Below are 17,855 nucleotides of genomic sequence, written 5' to 3'. Positions count from 1 at the left end.
AAAAAATCCCAAACTCCGGGTGGAATTTGGGATTAAGTGGTGTGTACCGCGTACGGGATTTGAACCCGTGTTACCGCCGTGAAAGGGCGGCGTCCTAAACCCCTAGACGAACGCGGCATAGAAATGAAAAAAAAAGCAGTGACTCATTTGTGGCGATCACTGTAAAAAGATGGGAGCCCGATGGGAATTGAACCCACGGCCTCCAGGGCCACAACCTAGCGCTCTAACCGACTGAGCTACGGGCTCCATTTATAGATTTGAGATATGGGTCCTGAGATTTGAGAATTAATGTTCTCATGACTCAAAACTTGTTTCTCAAGACTAAAAGTACCGCGTACGGGATTTGAACCCGTGTTACCGCCGTGAAAGGGCGGCGTCCTAAACCCCTAGACGAACGCGGCAGGGTAATACATCCAATAAAAAAGAGGCGACAGGCGGATTCGAACCGCCGTACGAGGTTTTGCAGACCTCTGCCTAACCACTCGGCCATGTCGCCATAATTGTCGCCTCAAAAAAAATAGTTCAGAATAAGTTGCTGTACGCCCGATCCCGAGGAGTCGGGAAACCGCGAAAGCAGTGCTTTCGCAATATTGATCAAATGACTTATCTATAATCAGAACTCAATTTTTCGGAGTCGACTTTGAATACGAACATTTGAAGCGAATCTGCTTTTGCAATTTACTGCCGATGTACAATGAAATAACAAAACTCAATATGTTATTTCTAAATCTCAATACGTCAAAATAAGTTGTTGTACGCCCGACAGGAATCGAACCTGTAACCTACTGCTTAGAAGGCAGTTGCTCTATCCAGTTGAGCTACGGGCGCCCGAATACCGTTTAAAAATCAACTGTCGGGTGGTACCTGTTGCAAATAGCAACAACCCATTAATTATCTTAAATCAATACGTCAATTTATATAATAAAAGTCGGGGAGACAGGATTTGAACCTGCGACCCTTCGCTCCCAAAGCGAATGCGCTACCGGACTGCGCTACTCCCCGTTGTGTTAAATCAATAATTCAATAGTAGTTATGTTTCGTGAGCTCCCAAGGTGATTGGACTATTCCCCGAAACCGTATAGTTTTCAATACTTCAAATATTCAATAAACACATAAAATTTTGCTGAATTCAGCAGTCAACTGCATGAGCAGTGATGTGTTTTTCAAAAGAATTCAAAGATAAAAGATTTAAATTCTGAATGCAATTTATATCCCAAATTTCTAAGTACTTTTTTTATAATCTTCACTCAACTCTTTTAAAAACCCAATGCCGTATGCGGTTAATTGAATAAAGCCTGCAATCATACCTAAGAGTGAGATTTTTATATTTCTTTCAGTCCTGAATGCATCTATAAACAAAACAACTGCATAGGCTGGATAGAGCAATATAAGCTTAGATAAAAAACCTGTCGTTACAACGGTCAAAATTATGAATAATGGCAGTCCAATTACAAAAAAAACGGGTAACAAATGAACTAATTTCAGCTCATCCGGATAGAACCGTTTAATGTTTATTCTGGCTCGACCAAAAAAATGTAATTGACTATAAAACTGTTTAAAATCTGTTCTTCTCTTATGGTAAACATAGGCATCTTCAATCAAACCAGTTTTAAAACCGTTTTGAATGATTCTTAAAGAGAACTCAATGTCTTCCCCCATCCGTGTAATTCTGTAGCCGCCGGTTTTCTCGTATACATCCCTGGAGATCCCCATATTAAAACTTCTTGGATGAAATGTACCGATATGGTTTTTTTTCCCCCGTATTCCACCGGTTGTGAAAAAAGAGGTCATACTGTAGCTGATAGCTTTCTGGATGGAAGTAAATGAGCTGTGCGCACGGTCAGGTCCGCCCCAGGCATCATATCCATGAAAAGCCAGTTCACGGTTTACAGTTTCGAAATAGTGAGATGGAATCAGGCAATCAGAATCGAAGACAATAAAATAATCTCCTTTGGCTTTTTTAAAGCCAAAATTTCTCGAAAATCCTTGTCCGCTGTTCTGCTTATAGTAGTATTGAATTACTAATTGTTCAGAATATTTCTCAACAATATGATCACACCTAAGGTCTGAACCATCTTCTACAATAACGACTTCAAAAATTTTATAGGTCTGTTTTGTCAGACTTTGCAAAAGCTCATCAATTTCGTCCGGGCGATTATAAACTGGAACAATTACTGAATAATCCATGTATGCATTTCATAGAGAAATTTTCGTTCTTTAGACTCAATAATATAACAACATTATTCTCGAATTAATGAAGTACCCCCAATTAGTATTCATCTTTTTATTCTCTTTACTTTTAAGCACATCATTGCAAGCAAGGCAGTTAACCGTTCAGGCGGTAAGCGAGCACTCTTCAAACTCTCAGAATCAGTATCCCCTTGACGGAGGAATTCTAGAATCTGACCGAGGATATTTCACTATTGGAGAGAGTGGAGTGTTTAACCCGGAGTCCTGGGCCATATCGTATAAAAATCAAAAAGCAGGATTTCTTGAAACTCGCGATCAATCTGTATACCTAACTATTTTTGAAACATCCGGAGAAATGATCGTTGATCGTCAACTCGATTTTTTTGATGTCAATGACGAAACGCTAAAGCTCTATTTGTTTGATAATGGTAGGTCTGTTACCCGCGATAATGTGGCAAACTTCACATTTTTTGATCCTGACGGCGAATTAATTTACTCTTTATCAAACAGTTCCCAGAGCAGTGAAGGAGAGAGGGAATCGGAGTTGGCTGCCGATGCATATGGAAAAACCGTAGTGCTCTACAATCCGGTTATTAGTTATGGAGATAGCAGGGGATCAAGAGCTAAAGTGGTATTTAGCGAAAAAGATCAACACGTCTTTTTCAGGGACGAATCATCACAAATTCTGCAAGTTAAAGTGAGTGAAAGCGGCTCATATATCACACTGCTAACCGGAGACGGGGCAAGCTACGGAGTTAATATTTTTGATCGATTTGGTAATGAATTAAATCAATTTAGTTTTGATGATGAAAAGAAAGGGGTGGCAATAAGTGATGATGCTCAATTTGTAACCGTCTATTCCGGAGGGCGGACTCAAGTGTTGAATGCTTTGAGCGGGGAGAGGGTAGGGAGTACAAGCTCTAGATCTCCTGTTATCTATTCACGCTATTTTGAAGAAGATGATGTAATTTTGGTTTTTGGTGGCGTTCAAGAGGGGAATCGTATAGATCGCCCGTCAATGTCAGCCATTCATATTGGACAGAGGCAAATACTGAGAGAGGAGGTCAACGAATCGCTTTCCATATACGATGTTGAACGAATTGGTATTACCCGACTAAACAATAATAATTATCGAATCGACGGGCTGAACCGGTCGCTGAAAGTAGAGGTCGGTTTTTAAATATTATTTGATAAATACTGTAGAGAAAAAGAAAAAGCCCCCATTTTTGATGAAGGCTTTTTTGTGAAATAATGTCTCGATTTATGCTTTTTGTTCAGATTCTGATTCCGATTTCGTTTCATTGTCAGAGTCAGATTTATCATTTTTTCCTTTTTCCGAATCTGTCCAATCAAATTCAAGTCCATCACGCGACTTATTCATTTTGATCTTTATGACAGATCCTTCAGGGTGTTCACCCGTGAGCAACTCTTCAGCAAGTGGATCTTCCACATATTTTTGAATGGCTCTTCTGAGTGGACGTGCACCATACTTCTGGTCAAACCCTTTATCAGAGATAAAATCTTTCGCTCCTTTAGTCATCTCGATTTCATAACCGAGATCTTTAATTCGTGCGAATAGTTCATCACCAATAATGTCAATGATCTTGAAGATGTGCTCTTTCTCCAGCGGGTGGAATGTAAGCACGTCATCAATCCGGTTCAGGAATTCAGGGTTGAAGACTTTCTTAAGCGCATCCTGAATGGTTGATTTCATTTGTGCGTAATCGAAATCTCCATCACCTGATGAGAATCCAATTCCTTTACCCATATTTCGAATGTCTCGGGCTCCGATATTAGATGTCATAATGATTATCGTATTACGGAAATCGACTTTACGCCCTAGGCTATCAGTAAGGATTCCATCATCCAATACCTGTAGTAGAATATTAAATACATCCGGATGAGCTTTTTCAATCTCATCAAGAAGAACTACGCTGTACGGTTTTCTTCTAACTTTTTCAGTCAGAATTCCACCCTCTTCGTATCCCACATATCCGGGAGGAGCTCCTACCAGTCGCGATACACTGAATTTCTCCATGTATTCACTCATGTCAATACGGATCAGAGCCTCTTCCTTATCAAATAGATATTTGGCCAATACTTTCGCCATCTCGGTTTTACCCACTCCAGTAGGTCCAAGGAAAATAAATGAACCAATGGGTCTGGCGGGATCCTTCAAGCCGGCACGAGTACGCTGTATGGCTTTTGTAAGCTTAACAATAGCTTCATCCTGGCCAATAACTTTTTTGCCCAGTTCTTCACGCATTTTGAGGAGTTTCTGCCCCTCTTTTTGGCTAATCTTGTTTACCGGAACACCGCTCATCATGGCCACGACTGAAGCTACATCTTCCTCGTCTACATCAAACACGATATGCTCTGACTCTTTTTCCCACTCTTTTTGAGCTTGTTCAAGGTCTTCCATGAGCCGTTTTTCTGTATCGCGAAGACGTGCAGCTTCTTCAAAGCGTTGCTTCTTCACCATAGAGTTCTTTTCGTTACTTGTCTTTTCAATCTCCTCTTCCAGTTCAATAATATGATCCGGAACGGTGATATTGGACAAGTGAACCCGAGCTCCTACCTCATCCAGGGCATCGATTGCCTTATCAGGTAGAAAGTGATCGGTCACGTAGCGGTTAGTCAACTTCACGCAAGCCTTGATGGCTTCCGGAGTATAATTAACACTGTGGTGTTTCTCATATTTGCCTTTAATCTGATTGAGAATTTCAAGAGTCTCTTCCGGAGAAGTTGGCTCAACCATTATTTTTTGGAAACGGCGTTCAAGAGCACCGTCTTTTTCAATAAACTGTCGATATTCGTTCAGTGTAGTAGCACCAATTGCCTGAACTTCACCGCGGGCGAGTGCAGGCTTCAACATATTAGATGCATCCAGTGAGCCGCTTGCTCCTCCGGCTCCAACAATGGTATGGAGCTCGTCAATGAAGAGAATAACGTTATCTGTTTTTTCAAGCTCGCTCATTACGGCTTTCATCCGCTCTTCAAACTGTCCACGGTATTTTGTACCGGCTACAAGTGCTGCCAAATCAAGTGCGATGACTCGTTTGTCATACAGTACGCGAGATACTTTTTTCTCGATAATCCGGGAAGCAAGACCTTCAGCGATAGCTGTTTTACCCACACCTGGTTCTCCAATTAAAACCGGGTTGTTTTTCTTACGACGGCTCAGGACCTGTGCCACTCGCTCAATTTCTTTTTCCCGACCAATAATTGGATCGAGCTTTCCATCTTCGGCCAATTGAGTTAAATCCCGGCCAAAATTGTCCAATACAGGTGTTTTCGATTTTTCCATTTTCTTTTCTCTGGAGCTTCCTGATGATTGAGAACCCTTGGGTGATTGAGGAATATTTGCGCTGGCTGACCGGCTATCTTCACGATCGGTATCACGCGTATTCCCTGAAATGATCAAATCCAGTTCTTCACGTACCGCATCATACGAAACGTTGAATTGCTGCAAGATCTGCGCGGCAATATTCTCCTCATCTCTTAAAAGTGATAGAAGAAGATGCTCAGTGCCTATTGTATCGCTTTTATAAAGCTTCGCTTCCAGATAGGTAATTCGAAGAACTTTTTCGGCTTGTTTTGTCAACGGAATATTTCCAACCGTAACGGTACCACCAGTTCCTCTTACCGTATCTTCTATCGTCTTTTTAAGTTTGAAGAGGTCGCAATCAAGATTCTTTAGAATCCGAATTGCAACGCCATCTCCGAGACGAACAATACCTAAAATTAAATGTTCTGTACCGATGTAATCGTGACCAAGGCGAAGTGCTTCTTCGCGGCTAAACTGGATTACATCTCTAACTTTACTTGAAAAATTACCCTCCATATCGGGACCTACAAAAAGATTTGGCTTTCATTGATTTCTGAAAATGTAACGAGTGACAACTTTATTTAGTTCATAATCATTGTCTCTATCGACGAAAGTAGTGTGGCGCATTGCGAAATGCAAACACTTTACATTTTTAATAAAAATAAAGAGAAAAAAGGACTTTTTAGAACAGAGGTTTTCCGGTCATTTCTTCCGGTTGATCAAGTCCCATCATTTTAAGAAGAGTTGGTGCTACATCAGCTAATATACCGCTTTTTAGTTCTCCCTGATAGATATCGCTGACTAAAACTACTGGAACAGGAGCTGTGGTATGGGATGTATGCGGGCTTCCGTCCGGCTGAATCATGCAGTCTGCATTTCCGTGATCTGCAATAATCAACACTTCGTATTGGTGTTCCCGTGCAGTTTCGACAACCTGCTGAAGTTTTTTGTCAATCATTTCAACTGCCTTGACTGTAGCTAACATGTCGCCGGTGTGCCCGACCATATCAGGATTGGCAAAATTTAAAATAGCAAGCTCAAACTGTTCAGTTTTAAGTTCTTCACAAAGTTTATCGGTGACTGCTTTTGCGCTCATCTCTGGTTGAAGATCGTAGGTAGCCACTTTCGGGCTTGGGATCATAACCCGAATTTCGCCTTTATTGGAAGTCTCTTCGCCGCCATTAAAGAAATAGGTGACGTGTGGATACTTTTCCGTTTCTGCAATTCGGAGTTGATCCAATCCCTTACTGCTAACGTATTCACCAAGAGTATTCTTCAGCCGAGTTGGAGGAAAAGCTACATGTACAAAGTCATCAAATGTTTCATCATAAGATGTGAACGTAACATAATGGAGATCCAGGTCTTTGGTTTCAAAAGGTAACTCTTCTTTTTGGAAGAGAGCTTTTGTTATCTGCCGTGCACGGTCTCCGCGAATGTTGTAAAAGACAACAACATCGCCTTTTTGGATACGGCTGTCGTTTTTGCTCTTTACAATATGTGGTAGAATAAACTCATCAGTAACATCCGCTTCATAACTTTGTTTAAAAGCATCTTCGGCATTATTTACTTCTATACCTTCTCCGTTAATAAGAAGATTGTAAGCCTTTTGTGTACGTTCCCAACGGTTATCGCGGTCCATCGCGTAATATCGGCCGATAACAGAAGCGATAGATCCAGTGCCAATTTTTTCAGCTTGTTCTTCAAATTCCTTGAGATATTCAGCCCCTCCATGAGGAGACGTATCTCGCCCGTCTGTAAAAGCATGGACGTAAGTATTTTGAAGGTCGTACTGCTTAGCCATTTTAAGAAGTGCAAAAAGATGGTCGTTATGGCTGTGAACTCCACCATCAGAAAAGAGACCCATAAAGTGAATTCTGCCGTTATCTTTAGCTTTCTCAAAAGCATCGGTTAATACAGAATTCTCGAAAAAATCACCCTCTTTAATTGATTTGTTGATTCTGGAGAGCTCTTGCCAGACAATTCGGCCTGCGCCGATATTCAGGTGGCCAACTTCAGAATTGCCGAACTGGCCATCGGGTAAACCTACATCTTCTCCGCTGGCAGAAAGCCGTGCGTTAGGATATTTCTCAATGAGAGAATCAAAAAAGGGTGTTTCTGCCTTGTCAATCGCACTCACTTCGGGATTTTCAGCAATCCCGTAGCCGTCCAAAATAACAAGAAGTGCTTTTCGGGTAGATTGGGTCAATGTATTCTATAGATTATTGACGTGATTCGTCAATTTAGACTTTTTACGAGCAGCGTTGTTTTGATGGATGATACCTTTAACAGAAAGTCTGTCAATATAACTAACAGCTTCTTTCAGATACTTCTCTGCAGTCTCTTTGTCAGTCTCGTTCAACACTTTTTTAATGTGCGTTCTCATTTTAGAACGTCGGCTGTTATTGTGTTTTCTTTTCTTTTCGCTTTGGCGAAGTCTCTTAATAGCGGATTTATGCTGTGGCATAACAAATTGGTTATTACGGTTAAATACTCGTTATCTTAAACAGTTCCCAAAATTAAGGGTTCTCCATTCAACTTACAAGAATGGATTGATAGTTTGACTTAAAAAATTTATTTTAACTATTCTCTGAAATGATCATAGTCATAGATGGGCCGGCCGGGTCCGGAAAAAGCTCAACAGCCAAAGCGATTGCCAACCGTCTCGGGATCAAATTTTTAGATTCCGGTGCACTTTACAGAGCAATCACATATTTATGGTTGAAAAGCGGCAAGCCGGATAAAGCTGAATTCTTTGAAAATTTGTCGAATATTCAATTAGAAGCTGATTTTAAAGATCAGACATTTTATGTGCAAGCTGGAGGAGAAGATCTGACAGATAAAATTCGCACTAAGTATGTAGCAGATCAAGTCAGTGAAATTGCTTCTTATAAAATTGCAAGATCTTTTGTGAACAGTTTTATGCGGGATCTTGTAAAAAAAGATACTTACATCGCAGATGGAAGAGATCTTGGAACTGCAGTTTTTTCCGATGCAGATCTGAAATTTTATATGGATGCGTCATTGAAAGAACGTGCGAAACGCCGGTTTCTGGAAATGAAAAATTCAGACAGCTCTGTCACTCTTAAGGATGTGATGAAAAATTTGCGATCAAGGGATGAGAAAGATCAGAACCGTGATAACGATCCTTTGAAAAGAGCAGATGACGCAATTATAATTGATACGACAGGTAAATCATTTGAAGAACAGGTTAGTGAAATGATTTCGATTATTAACGAGAAGCTAAACTTAAATTAAAACATAAACTCTAATCCCATTTCGAAAGCCGAAATGTGGCTAATTTTTAACAGGTAGGTAAATGACTGAAGAAACTAAAAACGAAAACGTAAACGAAGAAGTTGAAACTGTATCTGAAGAGACAGAACAGGTGGAAACTGCTGAAGAAACAAAAGCAGAAGAGAGTAACGGCAAGGCAGAAGAAAAAGAACTGCCAACTTTTACCGGTGAAGTAGACGGTAAAACTTATACGCTCGATGAACTACAAGCCGCATCTGAAGATTATACAGATGAAGAGTTTCATGAGCTTGCAGGGATGTATGAAAATACACTCAGCGAAATTGAAGAAAAAGAGATTGTTACCGGTATTGTTGTTTCTGTTGACGAGAAATATGTAATTGTTGATATCGGATTTAAATCAGAAGGTATTGTACCCGCGAACGAATTTTCAAATAAAGTTCTTGAAAATCTGCAGCCGGGCGATGAAGTAGAAGTATTCCTGGACAGAGTTGAAGACCGAGAAGGCCAGCTGATTCTTTCCCGTAAGAAAGCAGATATACTTCAAGCCTGGGAAAACATTGAGAAAGCGCACGAAACCGGTGAAGTTATTGAAGGTTATATTCAGCGCAGAATTAAAGGTGGTATGGTTGTTGATATCTTCGGAATCGACGCATTCTTGCCGGGTTCACAAATTGATGTTCGTCCTGTTCGTGATTTTGACGCCTATGTTGGAAAGACCATGGAATTCCAGGTTGTAAAACTCAACATGCAGGCAGAAAACGTAGTTGTATCTCACAGAGCGCTTATTGAAAGCGATCTTGAAGATCAGCGTCAGGAAATTCTTGAAACAATCGAAGCCGGTCAGGTTCTCGAGGGAATTGTTAAGAATATTACTGATTTCGGTGTATTTATTGATCTTGGTGGTGTTGACGGTCTGTTGCACATTACCGATCTCTCATGGGGACGTGTTGAACATCCCGAAGAGATTGTAAGGCTGGATCAGCGAATGAACGTTGCTGTTATCGATTTCGACGAAGACTCCAAACGAGTTTCTCTGGGCCTGAAGCAACTGCAGCCGCATCCATGGGAAGACATCGATATCAAATATCCTGAAGGAATGCGAATTCAGGGTCGTGTCGTATCTATTGCTGATTACGGTGCATTTATTGAGCTGGAGAAAGGCGTTGAAGGGCTGATCCACATTAGTGAAATGAGCTGGACACAGCATATCAAGCATCCATCTCAGCTTGTACAGAAAGATGACATTATTGAGTGTGTTGTACTTAACATCAACGAAGATGAGAAGAAAATATCACTCGGTGTGAAGCAGCTCGAGAAAGATCCATGGGAAGACCTCGGAGAGAGATACCCAATCGGTTCTACCCACAAAGGTATTGTTCGAAACCTCACCAACTTTGGTGTGTTTATCGAACTCGAGCCGGGAATTGACGGATTGGTTCACGTTTCTGACCTGAGCTGGACTGAGAATGTTGAGCATCCGAATGAGGTTGTTGACAAAGGCGAGGAGCTGGAAGTTGTTATTCTGGCCATCGACTACGACAACAGAAGAATTACGCTGGGTCATAAGCAAGTCAAGGATAATCCTTGGGAGAAATATGCTGAGGAGTATGGTCTTGGTGCCAAAGTTGAAGGTGAAGTTTCCAAGATTACCGACAAAGGCATGTTCATCAAACTTCCTTTGGGAGTGGATGCATTTCTGCCGGGCGATAAGCTTACAGAGCCTGTTGAAGATCTCAATGAGTCATTCAACGAGGGAGATAAGATCGAAGGTTTTGTTATTGAGTTCGACGAACCAAGCAAAACTATTGAAATCTCTCAGGAAAAAGAAGAAGTTAAGAAGTCGAAATCTAAAGCTAAGAAGCAGCCCAAGAAGAGCGATGGTGTTGAAACCGGAACTCCAACTTTAGGTGAAGTTTCAGGACTAGCTGACAAGCTGAAAGAGAAAGAAGAGAACGATAAGAAGGAATAAGTATCTCAGATTTCGTAAAATTTAAAAAAGGCTTTTGGATTAATTTTCAGAAGCCTTTTTTTATGTAATTATTTAAAAAACAAATAATTACACAGGGAGTAGTAGTATAATGCAATAAATAAAATAGAGTAAGGGAATTACTCCATGTAAAAGAAAATAGTGTTCTCGTTTGGATTCGAGCTGCTGCGGATTTTGGTGTTATGTTCTTTGTTATAAGCGTAGGCGATGTTTCGTATAGAATTGAGCTCTTTCTTATCTGAAAATTTCACCCTCAGAGCTTCGCCCCCGGACTTGAGATGCCCAATTGCGTCTTTTACTTTATCATATTTGGATTTACTCTTACGAGAAACACGGACTTTTGAGCGAGGTACTATTTTGACTTTCATAATCTTGATTGTGATTTATGTAAATAAAAAATGTACTTAAATGCCTTATAAGTAATTGCATACTTATTGTTTTTTACTTTCGGCAATGTACAGTTACAGTCAGCCATAAATTCTCCATAAAAATCTGTAACAGAATCTTAGAAAATTCAGAATAACTCTTTATACGAACACAATTATAAGTAAAAAGAATATATAGAAATTTGATAAATCAAAAATAGAAACCATAAATAATCATTTTTGCCGATCGTTTATGGTACCTGAATAGTCATTAATATTTTTTCGACGATATCTTCAGGTGTAATCTCTTCTGCTTCAGCCTCAAATGTTGGAATAATTCGATGTCTCAGGATGTCCATTGCGATAGTGCGAACATCATCAGGTGTAACATAGGCTCTGTGTTCCATAAATGCGTGAGCTCTCGAAGCCAGGTTCAGATTGATGGAAGCACGAGGAGAGGCACCAAAATCGATAAGCTCTTTCAGATCCGTTAAATTATATTTTTCAGGATATCGGGTGGCGAAGATCAAGTCGATAATATACTTTTCAACTTTTTCATCTACATAAATTTCGTTGATAACGGAGCGCGCCTCAAGAATTTTTATTGCGTTTGTAACCGGACGCAGCTGAGGTTTGTCGCCTGTTTTTGCCATCCTTCTCATAATTTCAAGTTCCTCTGCTTCTGTAGGATAGCCAATCTTCAGTTTTAACATAAACCGATCTACCTGAGCTTCGGGAAGAGTGTAGGTCCCTTCTTGTTCAACCGGGTTCTGAGTAGCTAAAACCAAAAATGGTTTATCGAGAGGAAACGTGGTTTCACTGATCGTTACCTGTTTTTCCTGCATGGCTTCTAAAAGGGCACTCTGAACTTTCGCCGGGGAGCGGTTGATCTCATCGGCTAATACGATATTTGCAAATATTGGACCTTTCTTGACATTAAATTCGGACTCCTTTTGGTTATAAATCAAAGTACCAATCAGGTCTGCCGGGAGAAGATCCGGAGTAAATTGAATTCGTTGAAATTTTGTATCAATAACCTTGGCGAGAGAAGATACCGTTAATGTTTTTGCGAGCCCCGGCACACCTTCGAGCAGAACATGTCCGTCGGCAAGTAAACCGATTAAAAGACGGTCGATCATATATTTTTGGCCAACAATTACCTTCTCAAGTTCTGAGTAGATATCGTCAATGAATACGCTGTGCTTCTCAATTTTTTCGCCAAGCGCCTGCATGTCAATTTCCATATTCATTTTACAATTGGATTAAAATATTGATGTTCAAATTGGTATCTTTGGAGCTTCCAAACGGCCTGTAAAGAACGAATAAATACATTTAGCTGCAAAATCATTCGCAGCAACCGGAATGGCCGGCACAAAATATCATTTTAAATAAAAAATAAGAACTAATAGCGAATGGATTTATTACAAGCTATTCTTTTAGGCCTTCTTCAAGGGATAACAGAATTTCTACCCGTAAGCAGTTCGGGGCATCTGGCTTTGGCAAGGGCTTTTTTTGGTAACGACATTATGCCGGGCATTACGTTCGAGATCGTTGTTCATTTCGGATCTTTCTGTAGTATATCTGTTTACTACCGCAAAAAACTTTTTGCAATTATTTCGGATATTCTGAAAAGCTTTTCGCCACAGGGAATTCGGGAAAAGCGTTACATAACGGATGAGAATACCCGTTTTTCGTATATTATTTTACTTAGCATGATTCCGGCAGTCATTATTGGTTTTACTTTGAAAGATCCTGTTGAAGGGCTTTTTCTAAATCCATTTTTTGTTTCAATGATGCTAATTGTTACGGGAACACTTCTTTTCTCTACTCGATTTATAGGAAATCCTGAGAAAGAGGTAACCGTCGGGAAAGGATTTATTATGGGCATAGCACAGTCGCTCGCAATTCTACCCGGAATAAGCCGTTCAGGTTCAACTATTTCTGTAGGTCTTTTTTCAGGAATTAACCGGGAAAGTGTGGCGAACTTCTCATTTTTGATGGTTTTACCGGTACTGGCCGGAGCGATGCTTCTTGAGATTATAGAAATTATGGAAAATGGAATAGAGGTAGCGGCAGTAATCTCTTTAATAGCAGGGTTTTTGACTTCTTTTATCTCAGGTTATTTCGCTCTCAAATACTTAATTATTTTACTTAAAAAGGAAAAATTCCACTATTTTGCGTATTACTGTTGGGGACTGGGAATATTCGGAATTATATTCTTCTTCTAAATTAAAAAGTGACTCATTGCGGTTGATGCCATTTTTAAATTTGGCTACCTTTGAACCGTAAAAAGAAAAGCATAGAATGGAAATATATTTATTTGTACTACTTGCTGTTATAGCTATTGCTTCAGCACTGGGGATGGTTTTAAACAGAAGCACTGTTAATAGTGCTCTCATGTTGGTGATCAATCTGGTGACTTTATCCGGAATTTATTTGTTGTTAAACGCTCAATTCCTGGCGCTGATACAAATTTTGGTTTACGCAGGAGCCATTATGGTTCTCTTTCTATTTGTAATCATGTTGCTGAATGTGGATGACGAAAAGAGCCTTTTCTCAAAATTCAGGTTAAAATATTTTCTCTCATTTCTTCTTGGGAGTGTAATCTTCGCTCAAATTCTGTATAGCATTGGAGGAGTAACAGACATGTTACCACAAATCTCTTCCGATATGCTGCAAATTGGTACAGTTGAAGCCGTAGGGGATGTTCTTTATACAGAATATCTATTTACATTTGAGATGACAGCGATACTTTTAACAGCTGCTGTTGTAGGTGCACTTATGATTGCACAATATCAAGTTAAAAAAGATGAGGATTCTGACGTATGATAGGTATTGACTGGTATCTGGCGCTAAGTGCTATCCTTTTTACCATTGGTGCAATTGGTGTTTTAATTCGGCGAAATGCAATTGTTGTATTTATGTGCATTGAAATGATGTTGAATGCCGTAAATTTGACGCTCATTTCATTTAGTGCATTTCATGGTGATATTGCCGGGCAAATACTTGTATTCTTTTCTCTCTCCGTTGCAGCTGCTGAAGCTGTAGTGGGTCTGGCAATTATTATTGCAATTTTTAGAAATAACCTGTCTGTAGACATTACGCAGGTTAACCTGTTGCGCTGGTAAATAGCTAAGATTTTGTTCAAATGAAATTGAAAGCCTTCCTCTGCCGGGGAAGGCTTTTTTGCTTTAAGGGTTTTCCCTTCAAATTAGATAAAGCAGTATTAAAACCCATTCTAGCAAGGAAAAGGAAGTTCAATCTACTATTCCAGTTGATATTTGTTCAGAAATCGAATAATGAATAAAAAATATTTTCTTCTATAGTTGAGATTATCACGAAATATTTCCTTGAGAATCAGACATGACGAATTAATTCTTTAACTGACTTTCTGTTATGGTGTTTAGCCTTTCGAATAGATTTTTCAAAAAAATCTGAATTTTGATTAGGGGAACTTCCGCTTTCATCTGTACTACCAACAGAACAACATCCCCCATAATCAAATAACCAATTCATGAAGAATTCAATATTTAAGTTATTCAGTATTATTTTGGCCGTCGGTGTGATTGCTGCTGGCTGTGATTTAACCGAATCATCTGTGGATGGATCGTCAGACGTTCAGGTACAGATGGCAGTCAATACCGCACCTGCTGCAAAAGCGATGCAAACGAGCAATAATGAACATACAAACACTCTTGAAATTCAGGAAGTGAAGATATTCATCGAAGAGATGGAGCTCGAAAGTGTTAATGATGATTCATCAGATTTCGAAATCGAATACTTTATTGCGGATCTTCCACTAGACGGTTCTCCATTGGTCATTACCGAGAAACAGATACCTGCAGGGCTCTATGACGAGTTTGAACTCGAAATCGAAAAACCTGACGATGATGATGCAGAAGTCAATGATACCGATTTCCGTGATGAAACAGGAAGTTACTCACTGGTTGTAAAAGGCCTCTTTAATGGAGAAGAATTTACATTCAGAAGCAGCGAGGATTTTGAAATTGAAATGGATCTTAATCCACCACTTGAAGTTACAGAAACAGAGAGTTCAACATTGGTTGTTTCAGTAGATGTGAACTCATGGTTCAAAGACAGTAACGGAGAGTATCTTGATCCCAAAGATTTCGCCAATACCGAAAGAATAAACGAAACCATTGAACAATCTTTTGAAGGTTTTGAAGATGATGACGATGACGACGACGATGATGATGACAATGACGATGATTAATTTTTCTTAAAAGTTCCCTATACCCCATAAGCCCTGTCGCAGACCGCACAGGGCTTTTCTTTGTTTTACTACATATAGCCCGATTGTCTTTTCTTTTCCCTTTGAATTAGTGAATTTATTATGCCGTAGAACTTTATTGGGATTATAATCTGATTATATATCCGGATTCAGTAGTGTCCGGTTAAAAGTCAAAGAGCCCCAATTGGTTACAATTTAGGGTCTCTAACTTTGTGAGTGATTGTTCGGAAAATAGCTGTTTAAGTGTCATACGCTTCAATATGGCCACACTCAGAACTTGCATCATCGTGTGTAAAGTAACGTTAAATTGATTGGTTTTATGGCATATTATCATGATCAAATAGGTGCAGATGGCTGTCCATTTTTGTGTTTTTACGGCATTGATGCTTTGCCCATAGAACGCTTTTATTCTCAGGTTTTGTTTGATCCATTTGAAGAACAACTCAATTTGCCAGCGGCTTTTGTAATAGTCGGCAATCTGTTGGGCATCACATTTGGTGATGTTGGTCAACAGAACGATATCCTGATAGTTTTCTTTGTCAATCAAGCGAACACGCCGCAACGATTCCGGATAACGATGCTTGGTCTTATTGCCTGTCAACCGGATGATTTGGTCACATTGCAACCCGGACGAAGAGTCGACCGGCGTGGAGGATTTACGATAGAACTGCAGATTCTTTCTGGCTCTGATAACAAAGCGACCGCCCTGGCTGTGCAGATGATACAGCCGCTCGAAATCCAGATACCCTCGGCCCATAATGTAGATACTTCCTGCCAGAATCGGGATCATGTCCAGGATGTTTACATCATGCATTTTGCCATCGGAAATATGGATAAATGTGGGGATAGAGCCTTCCAGGTCCATCATTGTGTGAAGTTTGATGGCCGCTTTGTATTCTCTGAACTCGGCCCACTGGAACAGAGACAGACACAAGTCGATGGTCGAGGAATCCAGGATTTTAATCGATTCGGTGAGCTGGTCTTTGCCATAGAGTTTTTGGGCATGAGCGATCAGTACGAAGGCCAGATCCTGATACATTTCCCATGGACGGGAACCATTGGCATCCGAGAGTGTACTCAGGGGTACGCTATGCTTGATGCCCATGTGGTATCGGCGGGTACCGAGTGCGTTAAGGGTGGAGGTCAGGTCCCGAAGGCTGTCACGAAAGGTGAGTTGCCCAAAGCACATGCAAAGGAATTGATCCCAGCATTTGAATTGCCGTACACGGTAATCTCCTTTGTGGTGGGTAACAATCTTTCGAAATTCGTATTTGGGAATAATATCCATAAGTTGAGAAAAAATGATCCGGCCAGAGTTCATAAAAAGGTATATGATTTAGACAATTGACTAAGTTGAACACTGGCAAACTACAAGTTCAAATCGATAAAAAAATAAACAACACTTAAATCACTGGCTAGTAATTAGTTAAAAGAAATATTGAATTGCTAAACCGGACACTACTGATCCGGATTAATAAAAACGGCTACCACCAAAAGAGGATATTTGTTAAAAGATTACAGGAAGCTGTTGCTAAGCTTTTTCTTGAGGCGAATAATTTTCATGCTCTGGACCTTTGGGTAGATTATTTTTTAAAAAAACTGAATAATGATTAGGGGATACTCCCGCCTTCATCTGTACTACCAACAGAACAACATCCCCCATAATCAAATACCCAAGTCATGAAGAATTCAATTTTTAAACTTTTTAATGTAATTCTGGTCATAGGCGTTCTGGCTGTTGGCTGTGATTTAACCGAATCAACTGTTGATGAACCGTCAGACGTTCAGGTACAGATGAAGGTCAACGCAGGTCCCGTTGCCGAAGCTATGTTTACTAGCAACAACGAACATACTAATACACTGGAAATCCAGGAAGTGAAGATGTTTATCGAGAAGATGGAGCTCGAAAGTATTACTGATGATTCATCAGACTTTGAGATCGAAAACTTCATCGCTGATCTTCCATTAGACGGTTCACCATTGGTTATTACAGAGAAACAGATTCCTGCAGGACTCTATGATGAGTTTGAACTCGAAATCGAAAAGCCTGATGACGATGATGTACAAGTAAACGATCCCGATTTCCGTGATGAGACAGGAAGTTACTCAATGGTTGTAAAAGGCCTCTTTAACGGAGAAGAGTTTACATTCAGAAGCAGTGAAGATTTTGAAATTGAAATGGATCTGAATCCCCCTCTTGAAGTAACAGAAACGGAGAGTTCAACATTGGTTATATCAATTGATGTGGACAGCTGGTTTACCGGTTCTAATGGTGAAACACTGGATCCTAAAGAATTCAAAAATAATGAGATAATCAATGATAATATAGAGAACTCGTTCGATGGGTTTGAAGATGATTATGACGATGATTCCGAAGAGTACGATTTTGAAGGCTACGTAGAGTCAGTGAACCTCACAGAGCAAACTTTTACCCTGGCCAGCGGAATGGCGCTGCATGTGAACAGCGAGACCAAGTTT

15 protein-coding genes and 6 tRNA genes are annotated in these 17,855 nt (G+C 40.1%); 8 read left to right on the top strand and 13 right to left on the bottom strand.

Annotation, left to right across the window (positions count from 1 at the left end; genetic code table 11):
- Positions 1-44: 44 nt before the first annotated feature.
- From ACESM0_RS07705 to ACESM0_RS07675, 7 genes are all read right to left on the bottom strand, one after another.
- Positions 45-117, bottom strand: a tRNA-Glu gene (locus tag ACESM0_RS07705).
- 55 nt (positions 118-172) lie between these two features.
- Positions 173-246, bottom strand: a tRNA-His gene (locus ACESM0_RS07700).
- Between the two features lie 82 nt (positions 247-328).
- A tRNA-Glu gene (locus ACESM0_RS07695) sits at positions 329-401 on the bottom strand.
- Between the two features lie 24 nt (positions 402-425).
- Positions 426-496, bottom strand: a tRNA-Cys gene (locus ACESM0_RS07690).
- 258 nt (positions 497-754) lie between these two features.
- Positions 755-828, bottom strand: a tRNA-Arg gene (locus ACESM0_RS07685).
- 100 nt (positions 829-928) lie between these two features.
- A tRNA-Pro gene (locus ACESM0_RS07680) sits at positions 929-1,002 on the bottom strand.
- Positions 1,003-1,221: 219 nt separating this feature from the next.
- The gene (locus ACESM0_RS07675) at positions 1,222-2,187 is read right to left on the bottom strand and encodes a glycosyltransferase (RefSeq protein WP_372905247.1); all 966 of its coding nucleotides are present in this window, start codon (positions 2,185-2,187) and stop codon (positions 1,222-1,224) included.
- 67 nt (positions 2,188-2,254) lie between these two features.
- Between ACESM0_RS07675 and ACESM0_RS07670 the strand changes: the two genes are divergently transcribed.
- Positions 2,255-3,370 carry a hypothetical protein gene (locus ACESM0_RS07670; RefSeq protein ID WP_372905245.1) on the top strand — a complete coding sequence of 372 codons (1,116 nt, stop codon included), beginning with the start codon at positions 2,255-2,257 and terminating at the stop codon, positions 3,368-3,370.
- Between the two features lie 81 nt (positions 3,371-3,451).
- On the opposite strand, the gene ACESM0_RS07665 is transcribed toward ACESM0_RS07670, so the two are convergent.
- The 3 genes from ACESM0_RS07665 to rpsT all read right to left on the bottom strand — a co-directional run bounded on the left by ACESM0_RS07665 (position 3,452) and on the right by rpsT (position 7,982).
- Positions 3,452-6,034, bottom strand: coding sequence for an ATP-dependent Clp protease ATP-binding subunit (locus ACESM0_RS07665; protein ID WP_372905243.1), 2,583 nt, complete (start codon positions 6,032-6,034; stop codon positions 3,452-3,454).
- A gap of 166 nt (positions 6,035-6,200) precedes the next feature.
- Positions 6,201-7,724, bottom strand: coding sequence for a 2,3-bisphosphoglycerate-independent phosphoglycerate mutase (gene gpmI / locus ACESM0_RS07660; protein ID WP_372905241.1), 1,524 nt, complete (start codon positions 7,722-7,724; stop codon positions 6,201-6,203).
- A 6-nt stretch (positions 7,725-7,730) separates the two neighbouring features.
- Positions 7,731-7,982: a 30S ribosomal protein S20 gene (gene rpsT, locus ACESM0_RS07655; RefSeq protein ID WP_372905239.1), complete on the bottom strand. Its 252-nt coding sequence runs from the start codon at positions 7,980-7,982 to the stop codon at positions 7,731-7,733.
- 128 nt (positions 7,983-8,110) lie between these two features.
- Here rpsT and cmk point away from each other — a divergent pair, with 128 nt between their 5' ends.
- Both cmk and rpsA read left to right on the top strand, forming a co-directional pair.
- Complete coding sequence (gene cmk / locus ACESM0_RS07650) at positions 8,111-8,773, top strand: (d)CMP kinase (protein ID WP_372905237.1); 663 nt, start codon at positions 8,111-8,113, stop codon at positions 8,771-8,773.
- Between the two features lie 61 nt (positions 8,774-8,834).
- Positions 8,835-10,742, top strand: coding sequence for a 30S ribosomal protein S1 (gene rpsA, locus ACESM0_RS07645; protein ID WP_372905235.1), 1,908 nt, complete (start codon positions 8,835-8,837; stop codon positions 10,740-10,742).
- Between the two features lie 137 nt (positions 10,743-10,879).
- Here the strand turns inward: rpsA and ACESM0_RS07640 are convergent, their stop codons facing one another.
- Both ACESM0_RS07640 and ACESM0_RS07635 read right to left on the bottom strand, forming a co-directional pair.
- Positions 10,880-11,128: a hypothetical protein gene (locus ACESM0_RS07640; RefSeq protein ID WP_372905233.1), complete on the bottom strand. Its 249-nt coding sequence runs from the start codon at positions 11,126-11,128 to the stop codon at positions 10,880-10,882.
- A 248-nt stretch (positions 11,129-11,376) separates the two neighbouring features.
- Positions 11,377-12,369 carry an AAA family ATPase gene (locus tag ACESM0_RS07635; protein ID WP_372905249.1) on the bottom strand — a complete coding sequence of 331 codons (993 nt, stop codon included), beginning with the start codon at positions 12,367-12,369 and terminating at the stop codon, positions 11,377-11,379.
- Positions 12,370-12,537: 168 nt separating this feature from the next.
- On the opposite strand from ACESM0_RS07635, the gene ACESM0_RS07630 reads away from it, so the two are divergent.
- The 4 genes from ACESM0_RS07630 to ACESM0_RS07615 all read left to right on the top strand — a co-directional run bounded on the left by ACESM0_RS07630 (position 12,538) and on the right by ACESM0_RS07615 (position 15,359).
- Entirely contained in the window at positions 12,538-13,353 is an 816-nt protein-coding gene (locus ACESM0_RS07630) for an undecaprenyl-diphosphate phosphatase (protein ID WP_372905231.1), read from the top strand.
- A 76-nt stretch (positions 13,354-13,429) separates the two neighbouring features.
- On the top strand, positions 13,430-13,954 hold the full coding sequence (locus tag ACESM0_RS07625; protein ID WP_372905229.1) for an NADH-quinone oxidoreductase subunit J: 525 nt from the start codon (positions 13,430-13,432) through the stop codon (positions 13,952-13,954).
- A complete protein-coding gene (nuoK, locus tag ACESM0_RS07620) occupies positions 13,951-14,253 on the top strand; it encodes an NADH-quinone oxidoreductase subunit NuoK (protein ID WP_372905227.1) in 303 nt (100 codons plus the stop codon). Before ACESM0_RS07625 ends, nuoK begins: the two co-directional genes overlap by 4 nt.
- A 386-nt stretch (positions 14,254-14,639) precedes the next feature.
- Positions 14,640-15,359, top strand: coding sequence for a hypothetical protein (locus ACESM0_RS07615; RefSeq protein WP_372905225.1), 720 nt, complete (start codon positions 14,640-14,642; stop codon positions 15,357-15,359).
- A gap of 181 nt (positions 15,360-15,540) precedes the next feature.
- Here the strand turns inward: ACESM0_RS07615 and ACESM0_RS07610 are convergent, their stop codons facing one another.
- Complete coding sequence (locus ACESM0_RS07610; RefSeq protein WP_372905223.1) at positions 15,541-16,698, bottom strand: IS4 family transposase; 1,158 nt, start codon at positions 16,696-16,698, stop codon at positions 15,541-15,543.
- Positions 16,699-17,057: 359 nt separating this feature from the next.
- Between ACESM0_RS07610 and ACESM0_RS07605 the strand changes: the two genes are divergently transcribed.
- Positions 17,058-17,855: hypothetical protein (locus ACESM0_RS07605; RefSeq protein WP_372905221.1), on the top strand; the 798-nt coding region annotated here is incomplete at its 3' end.

The organism is Rhodohalobacter sp., from assembly GCF_041686455.1.
Lineage (GTDB): Bacteria > Bacteroidota > Rhodothermia > Balneolales > Balneolaceae > Rhodohalobacter.
This window is presented reverse-complemented; position numbering and strand designations above follow the sequence as displayed.